The sequence below is a fragment of the Streptococcus cristatus genome (assembly GCF_003944225.1).
GTDB classification, from domain to species: domain Bacteria; phylum Bacillota; class Bacilli; order Lactobacillales; family Streptococcaceae; genus Streptococcus; species Streptococcus cristatus_K.
On the sequence record NZ_RJPN01000002.1, the window covers coordinates 222,927 to 239,847 of the forward strand.

14 protein-coding genes are annotated in these 16,921 nt (G+C 42.7%); 4 read left to right on the forward strand and 10 right to left on the reverse strand.

The window, feature by feature from the left end; translation table 11 throughout:
* The first annotated feature begins 25 nt into the window (after positions 1 to 25).
* Entirely contained in the window at positions 26 to 1,516 is a 1,491-nt protein-coding gene (gene lysS, locus D8797_RS04050) for a lysine--tRNA ligase (protein WP_125379360.1), read from the forward strand.
* A gap of 97 nt (positions 1,517 to 1,613) precedes the next feature.
* Here lysS and D8797_RS04055 read toward each other — a convergent pair whose 3' ends face one another.
* The 3 genes from D8797_RS04055 to D8797_RS04065 are packed head-to-tail and all read right to left on the reverse strand — an operon-like array spanning position 1,614 to position 4,703.
* Positions 1,614 to 2,870, reverse strand: a complete 1,257-nt coding sequence (locus D8797_RS04055) for an ABC transporter permease (RefSeq protein ID WP_005590694.1) — start codon at positions 2,868 to 2,870, stop codon at positions 1,614 to 1,616.
* Positions 2,870 to 3,568, reverse strand: a complete 699-nt coding sequence (locus D8797_RS04060) for an ABC transporter ATP-binding protein (RefSeq protein ID WP_125379361.1) — start codon at positions 3,566 to 3,568, stop codon at positions 2,870 to 2,872. The genes D8797_RS04055 and D8797_RS04060 overlap by 1 nt, the downstream gene beginning before the upstream one ends.
* Positions 3,552 to 4,703 carry an efflux RND transporter periplasmic adaptor subunit gene (locus tag D8797_RS04065; protein ID WP_005590698.1) on the reverse strand — a complete coding sequence of 384 codons (1,152 nt, stop codon included), beginning with the start codon at positions 4,701 to 4,703 and terminating at the stop codon, positions 3,552 to 3,554. Before D8797_RS04065 ends, D8797_RS04060 begins: the two co-directional genes overlap by 17 nt.
* 213 nt (positions 4,704 to 4,916) lie before the next feature.
* Between D8797_RS04065 and gorA the strand changes: the two genes are divergently transcribed.
* Both gorA and D8797_RS04075 read left to right on the forward strand, forming a co-directional pair.
* Positions 4,917 to 6,266, forward strand: coding sequence for a glutathione-disulfide reductase (gene gorA, locus D8797_RS04070; protein ID WP_125379362.1), 1,350 nt, complete (start codon positions 4,917 to 4,919; stop codon positions 6,264 to 6,266).
* Between the two features lie 638 nt (positions 6,267 to 6,904).
* Complete coding sequence (locus D8797_RS04075) at positions 6,905 to 7,450, forward strand: biotin transporter BioY (protein ID WP_125379363.1); 546 nt, start codon at positions 6,905 to 6,907, stop codon at positions 7,448 to 7,450.
* A 21-nt stretch (positions 7,451 to 7,471) separates the two neighbouring features.
* Here the strand turns inward: D8797_RS04075 and D8797_RS04080 are convergent, their stop codons facing one another.
* Complete coding sequence (locus D8797_RS04080; RefSeq protein WP_005590703.1) at positions 7,472 to 7,687, reverse strand: YdbC family protein; 216 nt, start codon at positions 7,685 to 7,687, stop codon at positions 7,472 to 7,474.
* Between the two features lie 89 nt (positions 7,688 to 7,776).
* Here D8797_RS04080 and D8797_RS04085 point away from each other — a divergent pair, with 89 nt between their 5' ends.
* Positions 7,777 to 8,133 (forward strand): hypothetical protein, encoded by a 357-nt coding sequence (locus tag D8797_RS04085; protein WP_125379364.1) that lies wholly within the window; start codon positions 7,777 to 7,779, stop codon positions 8,131 to 8,133.
* A gap of 145 nt (positions 8,134 to 8,278) precedes the next feature.
* On the opposite strand, the gene D8797_RS04090 is transcribed toward D8797_RS04085, so the two are convergent.
* The 6 genes from D8797_RS04090 to rnr form a co-directional block, all read right to left on the reverse strand.
* Positions 8,279 to 9,565, reverse strand: a complete 1,287-nt coding sequence (locus tag D8797_RS04090; protein WP_048791652.1) for a peptidase U32 family protein — start codon at positions 9,563 to 9,565, stop codon at positions 8,279 to 8,281.
* A gap of 208 nt (positions 9,566 to 9,773) precedes the next feature.
* Complete coding sequence (locus tag D8797_RS04095) at positions 9,774 to 11,480, reverse strand: C69 family dipeptidase (protein WP_125379365.1); 1,707 nt, start codon at positions 11,478 to 11,480, stop codon at positions 9,774 to 9,776.
* Positions 11,481 to 11,802: 322 nt separating this feature from the next.
* Entirely contained in the window at positions 11,803 to 12,666 is an 864-nt protein-coding gene (gene tehB / locus D8797_RS04100) for an SAM-dependent methyltransferase TehB (protein WP_125379366.1), read from the reverse strand.
* 291 nt (positions 12,667 to 12,957) lie between these two features.
* Entirely contained in the window at positions 12,958 to 13,941 is a 984-nt protein-coding gene (locus D8797_RS04105; RefSeq protein ID WP_260471201.1) for a hypothetical protein, read from the reverse strand.
* Between the two features lie 152 nt (positions 13,942 to 14,093).
* Positions 14,094 to 14,561 carry an SsrA-binding protein SmpB gene (gene smpB, locus D8797_RS04110; RefSeq protein WP_002894882.1) on the reverse strand — a complete coding sequence of 156 codons (468 nt, stop codon included), beginning with the start codon at positions 14,559 to 14,561 and terminating at the stop codon, positions 14,094 to 14,096.
* Positions 14,524 to 16,872, reverse strand: a complete 2,349-nt coding sequence (rnr, locus tag D8797_RS04115) for a ribonuclease R (RefSeq protein ID WP_125379367.1) — start codon at positions 16,870 to 16,872, stop codon at positions 14,524 to 14,526. Before rnr ends, smpB begins: the two co-directional genes overlap by 38 nt.
* Between the last annotated feature and the right edge of the window lie 49 nt (positions 16,873 to 16,921).

The window sequence follows — 16,921 nt, forward strand, 5'->3', positions numbered from 1 at the left end:
AAGGGAAAGCCTTAGGAGGAAGAAAATGACTACTGAACATATTGAAGAACTAAATGACCAGCAGATTATTCGCCGTGAAAAAATGGCCGCGCTGGCTGAGCAAGGAATTGATCCTTTCGGAAAACGTTTTGAACGCACTGCAAATTCTGCTCAACTTAAAGAAAAATACAGCGACAAATCCAAAGAAGAATTACATGAATTAAACGAAAAAGCAACTATTGCTGGTCGTTTGATGACTAAACGTGGAAAAGGGAAAGTCGGCTTTGCCCACATCCAAGACCGTGAAGGCCAAATCCAGATTTACGTTCGTAAGGACGAGGTTGGTGAAGAAAACTATGAGATTTTCAAAAAGGCTGACTTGGGTGACTTCTTGGGAATTGAAGGCGATGTGATGCGTACAGATATGGGAGAACTCTCTATCAAAGCAACGCATATTACTCACCTTTCAAAAGCTCTGCGTCCCCTTCCAGAGAAATTCCACGGTTTGACAGATGTGGAAACTATCTACCGCAAACGTTATTTGGACTTGATTTCCAACCGAGAAAGCTTTGAGCGCTTTGTCACTCGCTCAAAAATCATCTCAGAAATTCGTCGCTATCTTGATGGACAAGGCTTCCTTGAAGTTGAAACACCTGTTCTCCACAACGAAGCAGGCGGTGCTGCTGCTCGTCCATTCATTACTCACCACAATGCTCAAAACATTGACATGGTGCTACGGATTGCAACTGAGCTTCACTTGAAACGTCTCATCGTCGGTGGTATGGAACGCGTTTATGAAATTGGCCGTATCTTCCGTAACGAAGGGATGGACGCTACTCATAACCCTGAGTTCACTTCTATCGAAGTTTATCAAGCCTATGCGGACTTCCAAGATATCATGGACTTGACAGAAGGCATTATCCAACATGCTGCCATTTCTGTAAAAGGAGATGGTCCAGTCAACTACCAAGGCACTGATATCAAGATCAACGAGCCATTTAAACGTGTTCATATGGTGGATGCCATCAAGGAAATTACTGGTGTTGATTTCTGGCAAGATATGAGCTTTGAAGAAGCTGCTGCCTTGGCTAAAGAAAAGAAAGTACCAGTTGAAAAACATTATACTGAAGTTGGACACATCATCAATGCTTTCTTTGAAGAATTTGTCGAAGAAACCCTGATTCAGCCAACCTTTGTCTACGGTCACCCCGTTGCTGTGTCACCTCTGGCTAAGAAAAACCCAGAAGATCCACGCTTCACGGACCGCTTTGAGCTCTTTATCATGACCAAAGAATATGCTAATGCCTTCACTGAGCTGAACGATCCAATCGATCAATTATCTCGTTTTGAAGCACAGGCAAAGGCTAAAGAACTGGGCGATGACGAAGCAACTGGCATCGACTATGATTACGTTGAAGCCTTGGAATACGGTATGCCACCAACTGGAGGCCTCGGAATCGGTATCGACCGTCTTGTAATGTTGCTGACAGATGTGACTACCATTCGCGATGTATTGCTTTTCCCAACAATGAAGTAATCTCAAACTTACACATTTTTAAAAAACAAATCCCGCTGGAATTCCATCGGGATTTTTCACATGACAAAAAGTCTGGTTTCCCAGACTTTTACTCACATTATTCATATCTCAGCGCTTCAATCGGATCTAATTTAGATGCTTTATTAGCCGGCAGGATACCAAAGACAATCCCAACCATAGCTGAGAAGACAAGGCTTCCAACTGCTGCAGTGACAGAGACAACTGGTGGGCCTCCAAATACGTTTTCAGGCACGACTGCAGCTAGCAGAGCATTGATCCCGTAAGCAAGGCTAAGACCAAGCAGACCACCGATAAGGGTCAATACCATAGATTCAATCAAGAACTGCGTGAGAATATTTCCACGCGTTGCTCCAAGAGCTTTTCGCAAACCAATTTCCCGTGTCCGCTCTGTAACAGATACTAGCATGATATTCATCACACCGATACCACCAACAAAGAGGGAAATTCCTGCAATAGCTCCGATAACACCGGTCATAGTTCCTGTGATTTGATTGTACTGCTCCAGCAAGGTATCCATATTTAGGATTTGATATTCTCCTTGACGAGCTCCTGAAAGAGCCGTCAATTCTTTGGCTGCTTCTACACCAACTTCGTTGATACGATCCACTTCTGGCACATAGATATAGACAGTTGCAATTTCATCTGTATGAAATTCAGATGCTACCTGTGTATTCGCCATCAAGGCGCTACCTGAGCTCATACTCATGCTCTGACCAGCATTGGGATCCTTATAAATCCCAACAACCCGATAGTTGCTGTCACCGACTGAAACTATTTTATTCAGGGCTTCCGCACTACTTCCAAACAGGCTGGTTGCCACTGTTTCATCAATCATCATCACATTAGAAAAACTTTGATAGTCACTAGGCAAGAGAGTCCGTCCAGCTAAAATCTCATATTTTCTAATTTTAAAGAATGTAGCATTCACGCCCGTAATGTTGACCTTATCAGACTTCTTGTTCTGATAAGAAAAGTCAGCTGTTGAACCATTGGTCACATAATAGCCCTTGACGCCGTCAATTTTTAATAGTTCCTTGACCCAAGACTCTTGGACAACAGGTGGTTCCTCTAGTATCTCACTATCTGCATCTTGACCACCATTGACCTCCATCAAATTAACTCCCATCGTATAATTATTTTTAGTAGGAGAATAAAGCAAGCTGACATACTTCTGTTCTTTTGTGATGCTCTTGGTGACTCCCTGTTGCATTCCATTTCCCAGTGCCAAGATGACGACAACAGACGCAACCCCGATGATAATCCCGATCATGGTCAGAAAAGCCCGCATCTTATGCCCAAGAATGGAACTAATGGCAAATTTAAAATTTTGCATTAATCACGTTCCTCCTTCTCAGCGCTATCTGAAGAGATGGCTCCATCACGAATGACAATCTGACGCTTAGCATAGGCAGCAATCTCAGGTTCGTGAGTAACCATGATAATCGTTTTTCCTTCAGCGTTCAACTCCGTCAAGAGTTCCATAATTTGCTCGCCAGTTTTGGTATCGAGGGCCCCTGTCGGCTCGTCGGCAAGAATAATCGAAGGATTGTTTACCAAGGCACGCGCAATGGCAACACGTTGCTTCTGTCCCCCAGATAATTCTGACGGCAAGTGAGTCATACGAGTGCCCAAATCTACTTTTTCTAAATACTGCTTAGCTAGATTTTTTCGACTTCCTTGTGACACCCCCGCATAAATCAACGGGAGTTCTACATTTTGAAGGGCGTTTAATTTAGACAAGAGGAAAAATTGCTGAAAAACGAAGCCGATTTGATTATTTCGAACCTTGGCTAATTTCTTATCACCTAAGTTTGCAACATCTTTGTTTTCTAAAAAATACTCGCCAGTAGACGGGCGATCCAACATCCCGATAATATTCATCAGGGTGGACTTCCCAGAACCAGACGGCCCCATGATAGCCACAAACTCGCCCTCTTCAACTGTCAAATTGATATTTTTTAAGACTTTAAGTTCTTGATCACCATTCCGATAGGTTTTGTTAATATTTCGTAGATCAATGAGTTTTTTCATCCGCTTTCACCTCTTGACCATCTTTCAAGCTATCTGTTGGATTGGTGATAACTTTACTGTCTTTTGTCAAACCAGATGAGATTTCTTGATTTTCAGCATCAGCATTCCCTAAGGTTACTTCCACTTTCTTCGCTTTACCTTTTTCGACAGTCCAAACGTAGTTCTTGTCTCCGTCTGAGATGATACTGCTTGCTGGTACAAGAATCCCTTTTGTATTGTTTTTCACTTCAACGCTGACAGAGAAACCTTGCTTCAAATCACCAATTTCACTTGTAATATCGACTGTAAATGGATATTTTGCAGAGGAAGCCGCGCCACCTGTATTAGTTGATGAAGCTTGCTGTCCGTCCTTAGGATAGTTGGAAATATAGCTAATTTTACCTGTCCATTTTTTATCTGGATACACTTTTGAGGTAATGGTTACTTCTTGTCCAACTGACAAATTAGCCAGATTGTATTCAGAGAGTTCTCCCTTAATTTGAAGACTGCCATTGCTGACAATGTGCACCAAGGTTTGGTTGGTTCCTGTTGTTGATTTGGATACATCGCGGTTTACTTCTACTACTGTTCCCTCAACAGTGCTTGTAACAGTCGCTGCATTCAACAAAGCTTGTGCTTTGTTCATATTATCCACAGCGTCTGAACGTGCATCACGCAAATCAGCCAGTTGAGAATCGACGGTACGTTGAGCAGAAGCAAGGGACTTACTATCCGTCTCTTCATCGCCAGTTTTTTCTACTGTCGCCCCATTTGTCTGTAAGTCATTAATCTGACGATCAGCCTTATTAACAGCACGAACTGCTGCATCATAATTTGCTTGAGCTTCTGTGCTCTTATATTGAACAAGTGCTTGTCCTACAGCTACTTGGTCACCAACATTGACTAGGACCGACTCCAAGTCGCCCTTGGTAGCATCATAATAAACATATTGCTCTGAGTTAGCCGTTACGGTCCCCGTCAACAGGACAGATGAGGCTATGCTACCTTCTTTTGCCTGTTGCACAATTGGTGCAACTTCCTTAGGTTCTGTTGTAGAACTAAGATTGCTCAGGACTATTGCAGAAATTGCTCCCAATACAACTACAACAGCAACTCCGATAATACTAAATAGCTGCCATTTTTTCAGCTTTTTCATCTTTTTTCCTCCTCTTGATGAAAACCATTTTTCTTTTATACTACATTATATCATAAGCCTAACATATTGTGATAGGAAAAGGGACAAAATCCCTAAAAGACCATTTTTCCTCTACAAACGCTGCAGGATCTCTAAATCATAGCAGATTTTTGCATTCATTTTCTAAAAAAGGTACAATTACTTCATATTGATTAAAGGAGCTTCTATCTAACTATGAAAGAATTCGATATTATTGCAATTGGCGGGGGTAGCGGGGGTATTGCTACCATGAATCGTGCTGGTGAGCATGGTGCTAAAGCAGCTGTCATTGAAGAAAAGAAATTAGGGGGAACCTGTGTCAATGTCGGTTGTGTCCCTAAAAAAATCATGTGGTACGGTGCTCAGATTGCCGAGGCCATCCAGCACTATGGACCAGACTATGGCTTTACTTCAGAAAATCAGCACTTTGACTTTGCTACTTTACGAAAGAATCGGGAAGCCTACATTGACCGTGCTCGCTCATCCTATGATGGCAGCTTCAAACGCAACGGCGTTGAACTGATCGAAGGTCGCGCTCATTTCGTTGACAAGCATACAGTCGAAGTCAATGGAGAATTGATTCGCGCCAAGCACATCGTTATCGCAACAGGTGCACATGCAGCCATTCCTCAGATTCCTGGTGCCGAATACGGTGAGACTTCTGATGATGTCTTTGCTTGGGAAGAGTTGCCCAAGTCTGTTGCCGTCGTCGGAGCAGGCTATATCGCAGTGGAGCTTGCTGGTGTCCTCCATACTCTAGGTGTCAAGACGGATCTCTTTGTCCGTCGCGACCGTCCTCTCCGCAATTTCGATAGCTATCTGATTGACGGATTGGTGACTGAAATGGAAAAATCTGGTCCTAGTCTTCATGCTCACAAGATACCCGAACGAGTGGAGAAACTAGCCGATGGTCAGCTACAACTCTACTTCCAAGACGGTAGTAGCCATATTGCTGAGCGGATTATTTGGGCTATTGGCCGCAAGCCAAATGTCCAAGGGCTCAATCTTGATGCTGCAGGAGTTACCCTAAATGACCGAGGCTTCATCGCTGTGGATGAATACCAAAATACTGTCGTACCTGGCATCTATGCCTTGGGCGATGTGACGGGCGAAAAAGAGCTGACGCCAGTAGCAATCAAGGCTGGACGCACCCTGTCTGAGCGCCTCTTTAACGGCAAAACAGATGCCAAGATGGATTACTCCACTATTCCGACTGTCGTCTTCTCCCACCCCGCTATCGGCACAGTAGGGCTGACGGAGGAAGAAGCTATTCGAGATTATGGCGCTGAGCAAGTTCATGTCTACACCTCTAGCTTTACCTCTATGTACTCAGCTGTCACCCATCACCGCCAGCAGGCTCGCTTCAAGCTTATCACTGCGGGTCACGATGAAAAAGTTGTCGGTCTCCACGGCATTGGCTATGGCGTAGATGAGATGATCCAAGGCTTCGCTGTTGCTATTAAGATGGGAGCTACCAAAGCCGACTTCGACGCGACTGTTGCCATCCACCCAACTGGCTCCGAAGAATTTGTCACCATGCGCTAAAAGTTTCTTCTTTCGCCTTTCTAAAGCTCATTATTATCATAAAATAAAGAATAAAGGGCAACCATAACTTATCCTTTCATTTTTAATTTTTATCTTACATTTTTGTAAGAAAGAAGTCTTATGCCATTTAGATAGAGCTAGACACACTATCTGGCTTTATTCTTTGACTTCTTTCTTTATTTTAAAGCACAAAATTCAATTATCATTCAAGAAATTCTAAATTATTTCTAAAATTGAGGAAGATTTATTTAATGGATCTTCCTCTTTTTTATTTAGTTGGCTCACTTCTTCTGGACAAGCTTATAAATTGTCAAGATAATCCTATTTTCTTGAAATATTCATGACTTCCCAACCACCTTTTACCCTTTCTGCTATTCAAGAAACCATATTTTTGATATGATAGTAAGAAATACTAAAAGAAAGGGGATTGGAAATGAGCAAAACGAAAAAATTATTAGCAGCTCTAGGAATTATTTTCTTTAATATTTTTGGTTTAATCGCCTTTATCTTCCTCCTCATTCGGAGCCGCAAAAAGCGGAAATAAACAAACAACTGTCTAGTCTGATATGAAAAGACTTGACTTTTTTTTATTTTGATTTAAAATAGTTACCATAATTTAATAAAGAGGTTTACTATTTATGAACAAGAACAAAGCTTTTCTTCTTGCCCTCCCAGCTATCGGAGCTGCATTCTTAGCTGTACTATCCCAGCTTAGTTTCTCTATTGGGACCATTCCCATTACGCTGCAGACCTTTGCCGTAGGTTTAATTGCAACCATTTTTAAAACCCGCGAAGCTGTCTTGTCTGTTCTGCTCTATCTACTGCTCGGAGCTATTGGCCTGCCAGTCTTTGCCGGAGGAAGCGGTGGATTTCAGGCTCTCTTTGGTCCAAGCGCAGGCTATCTTTGGGCCTATCTACTCTTTGCGCTGGTAACTTCCAGTCTGACAAGCAAGGATAGCAAGTTTTACACGATTTTTTTGTCTAATCTGCTCGGAGATACACTGGTCTTCGTCGGTGGCGTAATCGGGCTTCATTTTCTGGCTAATATGAATTTTTCTAAAGCCATTGCTGTTGGAGTCACACCTTTCATTCTTCCTGATCTTTTAAAAATTGTAGCAATTACTCTCATCAGCATTCCTATATTTAGAAGCCTAGCCTTTCATCCCTATTTTTCAGATAAATAGAAAAACGGATAGACTTTGCGTCTATCCATTTTTAAATGCATCTAAAAGAACTTGAAATTCTTCATTGGAAAGGGTGATGCCCTTGCCCATCTTGCTGTGGTCAGGACTCCAAGTGCGAATATCGTACTTGGCAGGCGCACCGTTAAAACTTACGCGGTTGAGCTCCTTGGTCCAACCTTTCTCATTTTCCGATAAAACGAGCAATTTTTCCTCGATTTCAAATTTAAAATCTGCCATATATTACCTCTTTTCTACTTTCTATCTCATTATTCGTAAAAGATTTTACTTTTTTAAGTATTTTATTATATAATATATTGTAACAAGTTATGGAGATTTTAGCTATGAAAAAATATCTCGAAATGATTTTACAAAAGACGAATGAGTTTATCAATTATAAAAAGACAGATCAGGAAGAGGACGACAAAAGTCATATCCTACATACAATTGAGTTAGCTCTTCGGAAAAATTCTGGTGTCCATGTTATTTTTCTGGATAAGAATTTTACTGGAGATATTGTCAAATATGACCGTGATCGCCAACAGTTGATTGTCAAAAATTTCAAAAAAAGCATGACGACCATCATCCGAGTGCCTGATATCCATCGCATCAGTCTAGTTCCCAATAACATCCGTGAAGCCCAAAGAAAAGATATTCGGCTCGAAAGCCGCAAATTCAAAAAATAACTCTTCAAATCAAAAGCGATTTGAAGAGTTTTATTTTTAAAGCCAATGGCTGAATTTTTAGAATAAGGACTTCCGTTATCAATTCGTATCCACCATGTAGGCAATATCTACTTGATGAGCACATTGCTCCAACTTTCGCGCCTGATTAAGCCCGAACAGTCACACTAGTGCCATCTTCTTTATACAAATTGATTAAACCTTCCTTGCGGGCACGGACCATATCACCAGGTTGGACTGGTTGCGGAACTGTAATCGTCAGTAATTCCATTGGATTTGGCGCACGGTCAATCTTATTTCCTTTTTCATCATGGAGGTCAGTAATGTAGGTTTCAAAATGACGGAAACCAGGTCCATAGAATTCCACTTGATCGCCTTCATGGATAACATTCCGCTGGCGAATAGTCGCAGTTTGTGTAGCCTCATCATAAGCAACTACTTCTGCTACAAATTTGTATTCTGGAATCTTACGACGGGCTCCAAAAAGCTGCTCATTCTCAGTTGGCGTATGGTAGTAAAAACCAGTTGCCAGCTCACGTTGAGCTACTTTCCACATTTCATCTACTAGATCTTGCTTAATAGCTTCAAATTTTTCTGGGCTTTCCAAATAGGCGTCCACAGCTGCTTTGTAGCAGTTGGTCACCGTTGAAACGTAGTGAATAGACTTCATCCGACCTTCGATTTTCAAACTATCGACACCATTTTCAATCATATCAGGAATGTGGTCAATCATGGACATATCAACAGCTGACATAGAAAATTCTTCTGGAATTTCCCCCTTCAAACTCTTGCGTTCTTGTCCGAAAGGCATGTCGTACAAATCATATTTCCAACGACAAGATTGCGAGCAACCGCCACGGTTGGCGTCGCGCATGCTCATATGATTGGAAAGGGTACAACGACCAGAGTAAGAAATACACATAGCCCCGTGAACGAAAGCTTCGATTTCTACATCGGTACGCTTGCGAATCTCAGCTAACTCGGCCATGGAAACCTCACGCGCCAAAACGACCCGTGTCAAACCAAGATTTTTCCAAAACTCAAGCGTTTCATAGTTGGTTGCACTAGCCTGCGTTGACAAGTGAATCTCCAGACCAGGTGCTTCAGAAGCTGCAATCGCAATCAAGGCTGGGTCAGAAACAATAACAGCCGCAATCCCAATGTCTCGCAAACGACGGAACCATTCTCCAGCACCGGCCTCATTTCCTTCGTGCATGACCATATTGGCCGCTACATAGACCTTGGCACCATGCTCAGCCGCAAATTGGACACCTTCTTCCATTTGCTCAAAAGTGAAGTTTCCCGCACGGCTGCGCAAACCATAGGCTTGACCACCAATAAAAACAGCATCTGCCCCATAGCGAACAGCTACTTTTAACTTTTCTAACGTACCAGCTGGTGAAAGCACCTCTGGACGTTTTAATTTTTTTGTCATCTTTTCTCCTATTTGCAATATAAAAGTATTGATGTTTAACCCTATCTATTTTATAGCAATTTACCGCTAAAAGCAAGATGAAGCCTAGTTTTTTGACAATTCTAATCTTCTATCCTCATCTCCTCACTAAGTATTTTAGGATATAGGTTTATTATCTGAGAGAGGAAAAAAGCCAGAAGTCTTAAACTTCTAGCTTTTCTTTCAAAATTTATTCTTCCTCCTTCTTCTTATTAAATTGTTTGTATCCGAAGAATCCAGCAACTAGCACAACCAATACGCCGATGACAATCCAAGTAGTTTGACTTGAGCCATCTTTCTTCGTATCGCTAGCTTTTTCCGCTGATTTTCCTTTTTCTGCTTCAGCTAGGAGGTTTGCTTTGTTATAGCCTGTATAGACAAGATCTGCATCTTTACCTTTTTCCTTCTTAATCTTTTCTTCCATCTCTGCTTCGACTGCTTTGATTTCCTTAAAGATTTTTTCTGAGCGTTCCAAGGCTTCCTTCGTCACTTCTGGTCCAGCGGCTTTGGCTTGTTCATCTGTGTAGTTTGCGTATTTGGCGTCGCGTTCGGTTTGTTCTTTATCCCATTCAGCTTCTTTTTCTTTCCATTTTTCTTGGATGCTGTTACCAAAGATTTCTGGATATTTCATAACCATTTGGTCAATATGCCAAACAGTCCAATACCAAGATTTTCCGTCATATTTAGTAGAGCGGTTCTTGAAAGCTTCGTAAGTATCTTCTACATTACCATAGAATGGCACATATGGTGTGTTGCGACTTTGTGCCAGACCCAGCCACATAACACCGCCAAAGGCATTTGGTAGGTTTGGTTTGATTTGATAAACGTGGGCGTCGATTACGTTTTCGTTACCTAGCGCATATTTGTAGACATTGCCATCGATCTTCTTACCGACTTCAACTAAGTCATCTGCTTTATATTCTGGCAAGTGTTCAAAACGATTTCTTTGTTCAGCGATCACATCATGAACCGTGTATTTCTTATTTGGATCAGTTGGTTCGCGCAAGAGATCAAAAGCTTCATCGTCATAATTTACTTTTGCTTGTGGATCCATCCACTTGATACCTGCATAGGTCCGTGAACGGTTACGTTCCATATATTTATCAGGTCCATAAGATTTAGCAATCAAAAAGTTGCCATCTTTGTCGGTCTTATAGTTGTCTGCTTTTTTAGCTACTTGTTCCACATCTTTAGAAGCAATGACATTTTCCTTATCGTTCAAGTCAACGTGACCAAGATAGTAAGTGTTCGCAAAGACAGCATACTTATTCGTTGGGAATTTGATGGCTACGTATTGGTGACCAGACAGGATTTCCATGTACCACAGCTCATTCTTATCTGCTGCAACGATGATATTTCCTTCTGCTGACCCTTTTTCATCCAGAACTTTCGCAACTGTCTCAATAACTTCACGTGCTGTTTTTGCACGAGGCAAAGCAAGGTCAACTAATGATGCTTCTGGAAGACCATCTTTTACAAGTGGGTCTTCTTTTAGAACTTTATCATTTGGTGTTGCTGAAACGGTCGCTGTCATAGCTACACCAAGTTCATTAAAGCCATGCGCAGCGAAGTTTCCGTTACTTCCGTTGTCACGATCAGAGTCGTAGACAGCTGTGTATTTCATTTCATTCGCCAAATGCGGATAGGTAAAGCCATTTGACTCATCTTCTATCTTATCACCATCTTTATAGGTCTTAGCTGGCACAACTACATAGTTTTGATTGTGCCGACCACCGTCAGGGGCGTATGGATAGTCCTCTGTCCGACCAAATAGAGTAGAGCCATCTGCTGTCAGATCTTTACCGACAATAAAAGCAGAACACGCTTGTGCCACATGAACAGGCAAAAGAGCAACTAACATTGCAAGGAACATTAGTCTGAGCAGTATTTTCTTCATAGTCTATCTCCTTTTGACTATCTGCGGGGCTGGAATCAACTCCCAGTCTAAACAACATAAACCGTAATACCTTAACATTCCTACTTTAGTATACTCTCTTTCTAAACTTTTTGCAAGCGTTTACACAAAATTGTGTATATTTTTTATCTAATCTATATTTCCTCTACTTTTTTATCAATCCAGACCAGATAAACTAAAAAATAGCCCCATCTTATTTAGAGGAAAGGCTATTATTTTTATCTTATCAGAAAATATCCTGCTATAAAATCTTTATAAGCAATTCACTAGAGATTTTAGCAGAGCCGACTTGAGCTCAAAGAATCTATCTCACTTTTTTAGCTAACATCGTCGCAAAGCGCAGCTGAATCCGATTGCCGTTTTCATCACGGCGATGGAGGTGACCAGGATTTTCATTGTACTTAACCAGCTCCCAGTCTTTATAATACTCGGCAAGCTCGCCTTCCTTAAACGTAAAAGGAAAGGGAACAGAGCATGGGAAGTCTTCTGTATCCATAGCACAGACGATGAGATTGTAGCCGCCAAGCGCTGTATGCTCTTGCATATTGTGGATAATATCCGGAATCCGCTCCGCCTGCAGAAACATAAGGACAACAGTAGAAACGATCAAATCATAAGTCTGGGTCAGACTAGCTGAGTTGATATCGTAGGTACCCACTGGCAGATCCAAATCTTCCTGCTCGACAATGCTACGTAAGATTTCCAGTGCCAGCTCATTCTGATCTACGGCCGTTACTTCAAAGCCCTGCTTGGCCAGAAAGAGAGCATTGCGGCCTTGACCACAGCCTAGATCTAAGACTCGTCCTGGGCCAACCGTCTGCATAGCTTCCAAAACCTCTGAGTGAACTGGATTGCTGCCGTATTTCTTAGGGAAATAATCCTCAGGCCGACAGTAAAACTCCAAATACCACTCTAGGTCATCTGTCAAGGCTTCGACCCGATGCCAAGCTTGGGGCTGGGCGAAAGGATTGTCCTGACCAGCTTCAAAGATGTGCTCAGCCAGCTCCTCACCTTCCTCTGACATCTCAATAAACTTAAGGCGTCCCTTGAGAACAGTGATTTTGCCCCAAGTTCCCTCTTTGGTATTGTGCTTGTTCTTGACCAATTCGGGCATGGTCTCAGCTGTCCACACTGGCATGCGTTTATAAGCTAGCAATTTTTCTGTCATAAAAAATCCTTTCTCTGAAAGCCAAATTTCAAAATTTTAACTGTCTTTATCATACTCGAAAAGAGCAGACTTGACAAGTGGCAAAGTGGTCAGAACTTTTCTGTTTAGTAAATTTGAAAATAAACAATTTAAGACAGCTACTGTAGATGAAAATCACTAATATAAAACTAAAAAAGACCGGTCGCCCGGCCTTTCATCTTGTATTAAAGTTCTTCATTTGTCTTGCCATGTTGCGGTTTTGCTCGCGGAGTTTGGTGAACTCGCGCTTTTATACTCTTTATTCTCTCAGGATCAATTCGTTTCATTTATATTCCTTTCTGATCGTTGTTTTTCAACCCAGGCTTGATATTCTGCATAAGTCGTAAGTGGGGTATCAGAAACCTGACCCTTAGTATCTATACCATAAATCGTCAGTTTCTCTCCTCCCTTAGGCGCCATCCAGTACAAAACTTTGTCATACCATTCCTCTAGGGTCACGTATTCTACTTGAGGATAAAGACTCCAATCTCCTTCAGTTATTTTTTTCTCAATTTCAGGATATTCCTCAAAGAGATTGATGTTGGTATCAATAACCTTGCCCTCCTCTTTAAAAGGCAAAGAACTGTTAATGAGCCGACCTACTACATACCCCTTATCTTCTGCATACTGATCCAGTGTCGTATAATCAAAGTAAGGACCCGCTTCATACATATCTGAACGCAGTTGATTCACTACTCCTACTTTTCCACTATCAATGTTTAAAATTAAGATTTTCCTATCACCTTGATTATCTTTGACTTCTATATTGATGGTGTTTTTAGGATTATCACGATAGGTAAAAATCTTGAAATCAATTGGAAAAAAATTACTATCATAGTCTGCGACTACTTTGTTTAGATCCACTTCTTTAACGACTAAGTCTTCTGTTCTATAGTCATAAAGACGAATCTTCCAATAATCTGATTTGGGCATGTTTTTTCTTTTGGTTAAATCAACTCCATATTTATTTGTCATCACTTTCCGCTCGGTTGTATAGAGATAAAATTCGCCCCCAAAATTCACATTAGAACCTCTTCTCAATAAGACGAATTTTCGTTGATTCCCGAAAAAATATACGTTTTCCTTTACAGAATGGTATTTCTCAATAGAATATTCGACTTTTTCAGAATATTCGACTTTTTCAGGTTCTTTAAATAATTGTTGTAACCCAACAGTACCTACTATAATAAAAGGGATAAGAATTAGGCTAGCTACCATCCATTGAAAAGCACGCTTATTTTTTAATATCTTTCTCATCGTATCAGTTTCCTCCTGCACCAACTCCAGTTACGTATTTCTTGCTTCTTCATTTTATTCTCCTTTTCTCAATCATCCTCAAACCTTATCTCCATTATAGCATAAATCCAAAATCATAGTTGAATGTTAAAAAAGACCGGTCGCCCAGTCTTTCATCTTGTATTAAAGTTCTTCATTTGTCTTGCGATGTCGCGGTTTTGCTCGCGGCGTTTGATGGACTCGCGCTTGTCATAGTCGTGCTTCCCTTTGGCTAGGCCCAGAAGCAGCTTGGCATAGCCGTCCTTGAGATAGACCTTGAGCGGCACCAGCGTCATTCCGGTTCCCTTGGTCTCCTGCTCCAGCTTTTGGATCTGCTTCTTATGCAGCAGCAGCTTTCTACGACGCTCAGGCTCTTGGTTCCAAATATTGCCCTCTTCATAAGGCGCGATATGGACATTGCTGAGCCAGGCCTCACCGTTCTTAATCTGGGCAAAACCATCTTTAAGATTGATACGAGCGGCACGGACACTCTTGATTTCCGTCCCGGTCAGCACCATGCCAGCCTCGATGGTGTCTACGATGGTGTAGTCGTGTCTGGCCTTTTTATTTTGCGCGACGACCTTTCCTTCTCCCTTTGCCATGCTTGGCTCCTTTCTTGACTAGTTCCTTGTAAAATGCCTTCTGGCTCTTGCCTTTCTTGGACTTCTTATCTTTCTTATCTCTGTAGCCTTTTTCTTTGGAAGAATGGCTGCGCTTGTCATCCTCACGGCGTCTCTTTCTACCTGACTTGCCTCTGCCACTCTTGCTGGTCTTTTCTACCAGGTCAAATTCACTTGGCAGGTATTCAAAGTCAATCTCACCTGTAGCCTTATCCGCTCGAACCAGCTTGATGCGAATCTGCTGACCGACCTTGAAGACTACGCCGGATTTTTCTCCTTGCAGGGTCATCGTCCGCTCATTGTAGTTGTAAAACTCTGGCAGGTTGGTGACATGAATCAAGCCTTCAACCGTATTGGGCAGTTCGACGAAGAGTCCAAACTTAACCACGCTTGAAACCACGCCGTCAAATTCTTCTCCAACAAATTCTTCCATGTACTCAGCCTTTTTCATGGCTTCGACTTCACGCTCGGCCTCGATAGCCCGACGCTCTCGGCTGGAAGATTGACTGGCAATCTCTGGAATCACTTGCTCAAAATGCTCTGCTATTTCCTTAGACTGTCCATAATCCCGTACCATCCGGTGAACTAGAAGGTCTGGATAGCGGCGAATCGGACTGGTGAAATGCGTATAAAACTCCGCTGCCAGACCATAGTGGCCGTGATTGTGCTCAGAGTAGCGAGCCTGCTGCATGGAGCGCAGAAGCATCATGGACAGGACATCCTCATAAGGCTGGTCTTTGACTGCCTCCATAATATCCTGCAGAGCCTGCTGACTCATAGAGCTAGCCGTCCCATATATCCGAATGCCAAAGCTAGAGGCGTAGTCGATAAACTTCTGCACCTTCTCCGCCTTAGGCTCCTCGTGGATCCGATAGATGAAGGGCAGATTTAGCTTAGCAAAATGCTCAGCCACCGTCTCATTAGCCACTAGCATAAAGGACTCAATCATGCGCTCAGCAATTCCCCGCTGACGCAGGACAATGTCAACCGGTCGACCTTCCTTGTTGACGATGATTTTAGATTCATTGGTGTCAAAGTTGAGTGCACCGCGTTTAAATCGCATGCTTTCCAGAATCTCATGCAGACGGACCATGCTGTCAATACTGGGCACAATGGCCTTGAACTGCTCAGCTTTTTCCTGATCACCAGCGATGATGTCGTTGACATCGCTGTAAGTCATGCGAAAGGTCGTTTTAATGACAGACTGGGTGATGGTATGCTTGACCACGCGCCCCTTGGCATCTATCTCCATGATAGCTGACTGGGTCAGCCGGTCCACATTGGGATTGAGAGAGCAGATTCCGTTGGACAGGCGCTCCGGCAGCATAGGCACCACGCGGTCGGTCACATAGACGGAGGTTGCTCGATTGAGGGCTTCCTTGTCCAGCTCAGAGCCTTCTTTGACATAGTAGGACACATCCGCGATATGGACGCCCAGCTCAAAGTTGCCATTTTTCAGGCGCTTGATATGGACAGCATCGTCTAAGTCTTTGGCATCCGCCCCATCGATGGTGAAGGTTATCTCTTCACGCAGGTCCAAACGTCCTTCCAAATCACTCTCTGTCGGCGCGTCCGGAACCCGCTCGGCTTCTTCCAAAACCTTTTCTGGAAATTCGGAGACAATATCCATCGACTCCAGCACTTCCAGTACATCTATACCTGGATCGTTGACATGACCGACTACATCAACCAAACTAGCCACAAAGAAATCGTGTTTCTTGGTCGGATATTTGTCAATAGCGACCTTGAGCACCTCTGTGCCGTCCAGAACCAAGGCTGGTTTTTTGACATAAATAGGCTGGCGGATTTTCTGATTTTTCGAGCGGATATAGCCGGCATACTTGGGCTTTTCCTCATCCAACACCAGCTGGCCAACCGCTGACGTCAGGCTGTGTTCCAAAATATCGATAATCTTAGCCTCAGCTGACGTTCCCTTGATACGATCTGCCACCTTGGTAATGACCACTTCCACCGTATCGCCATCAATGGCATGATTGACATCATTACGGCTGACAAAAAGATCATCCTCTTCTTCATTCAGGGTGACAAAGCCAAAGCCATTCTTGTGAGCATGAAAAACACCCTTGAGCGTCAGACGCTCCTGCTTTTTCTTCTCGTAAAGCTCAATCCGCCCCTCATCATCAAAGCGAATCTGATGCTTTCTTTCCATTTGGGAGATAATCTTGACCAAGTCACTAAAGCCCTTGGAAGACTCTTTCCCCAGAGCAGCCGCCATCTCATCTACGCTAGCCTGCTGCTTTTCTTTTAAATATTCTATAATTTCTGCTTTCATACTTTCTTTCTATACTATGAGGGGCTCTTGATATTCCCCTCTTTTTAAA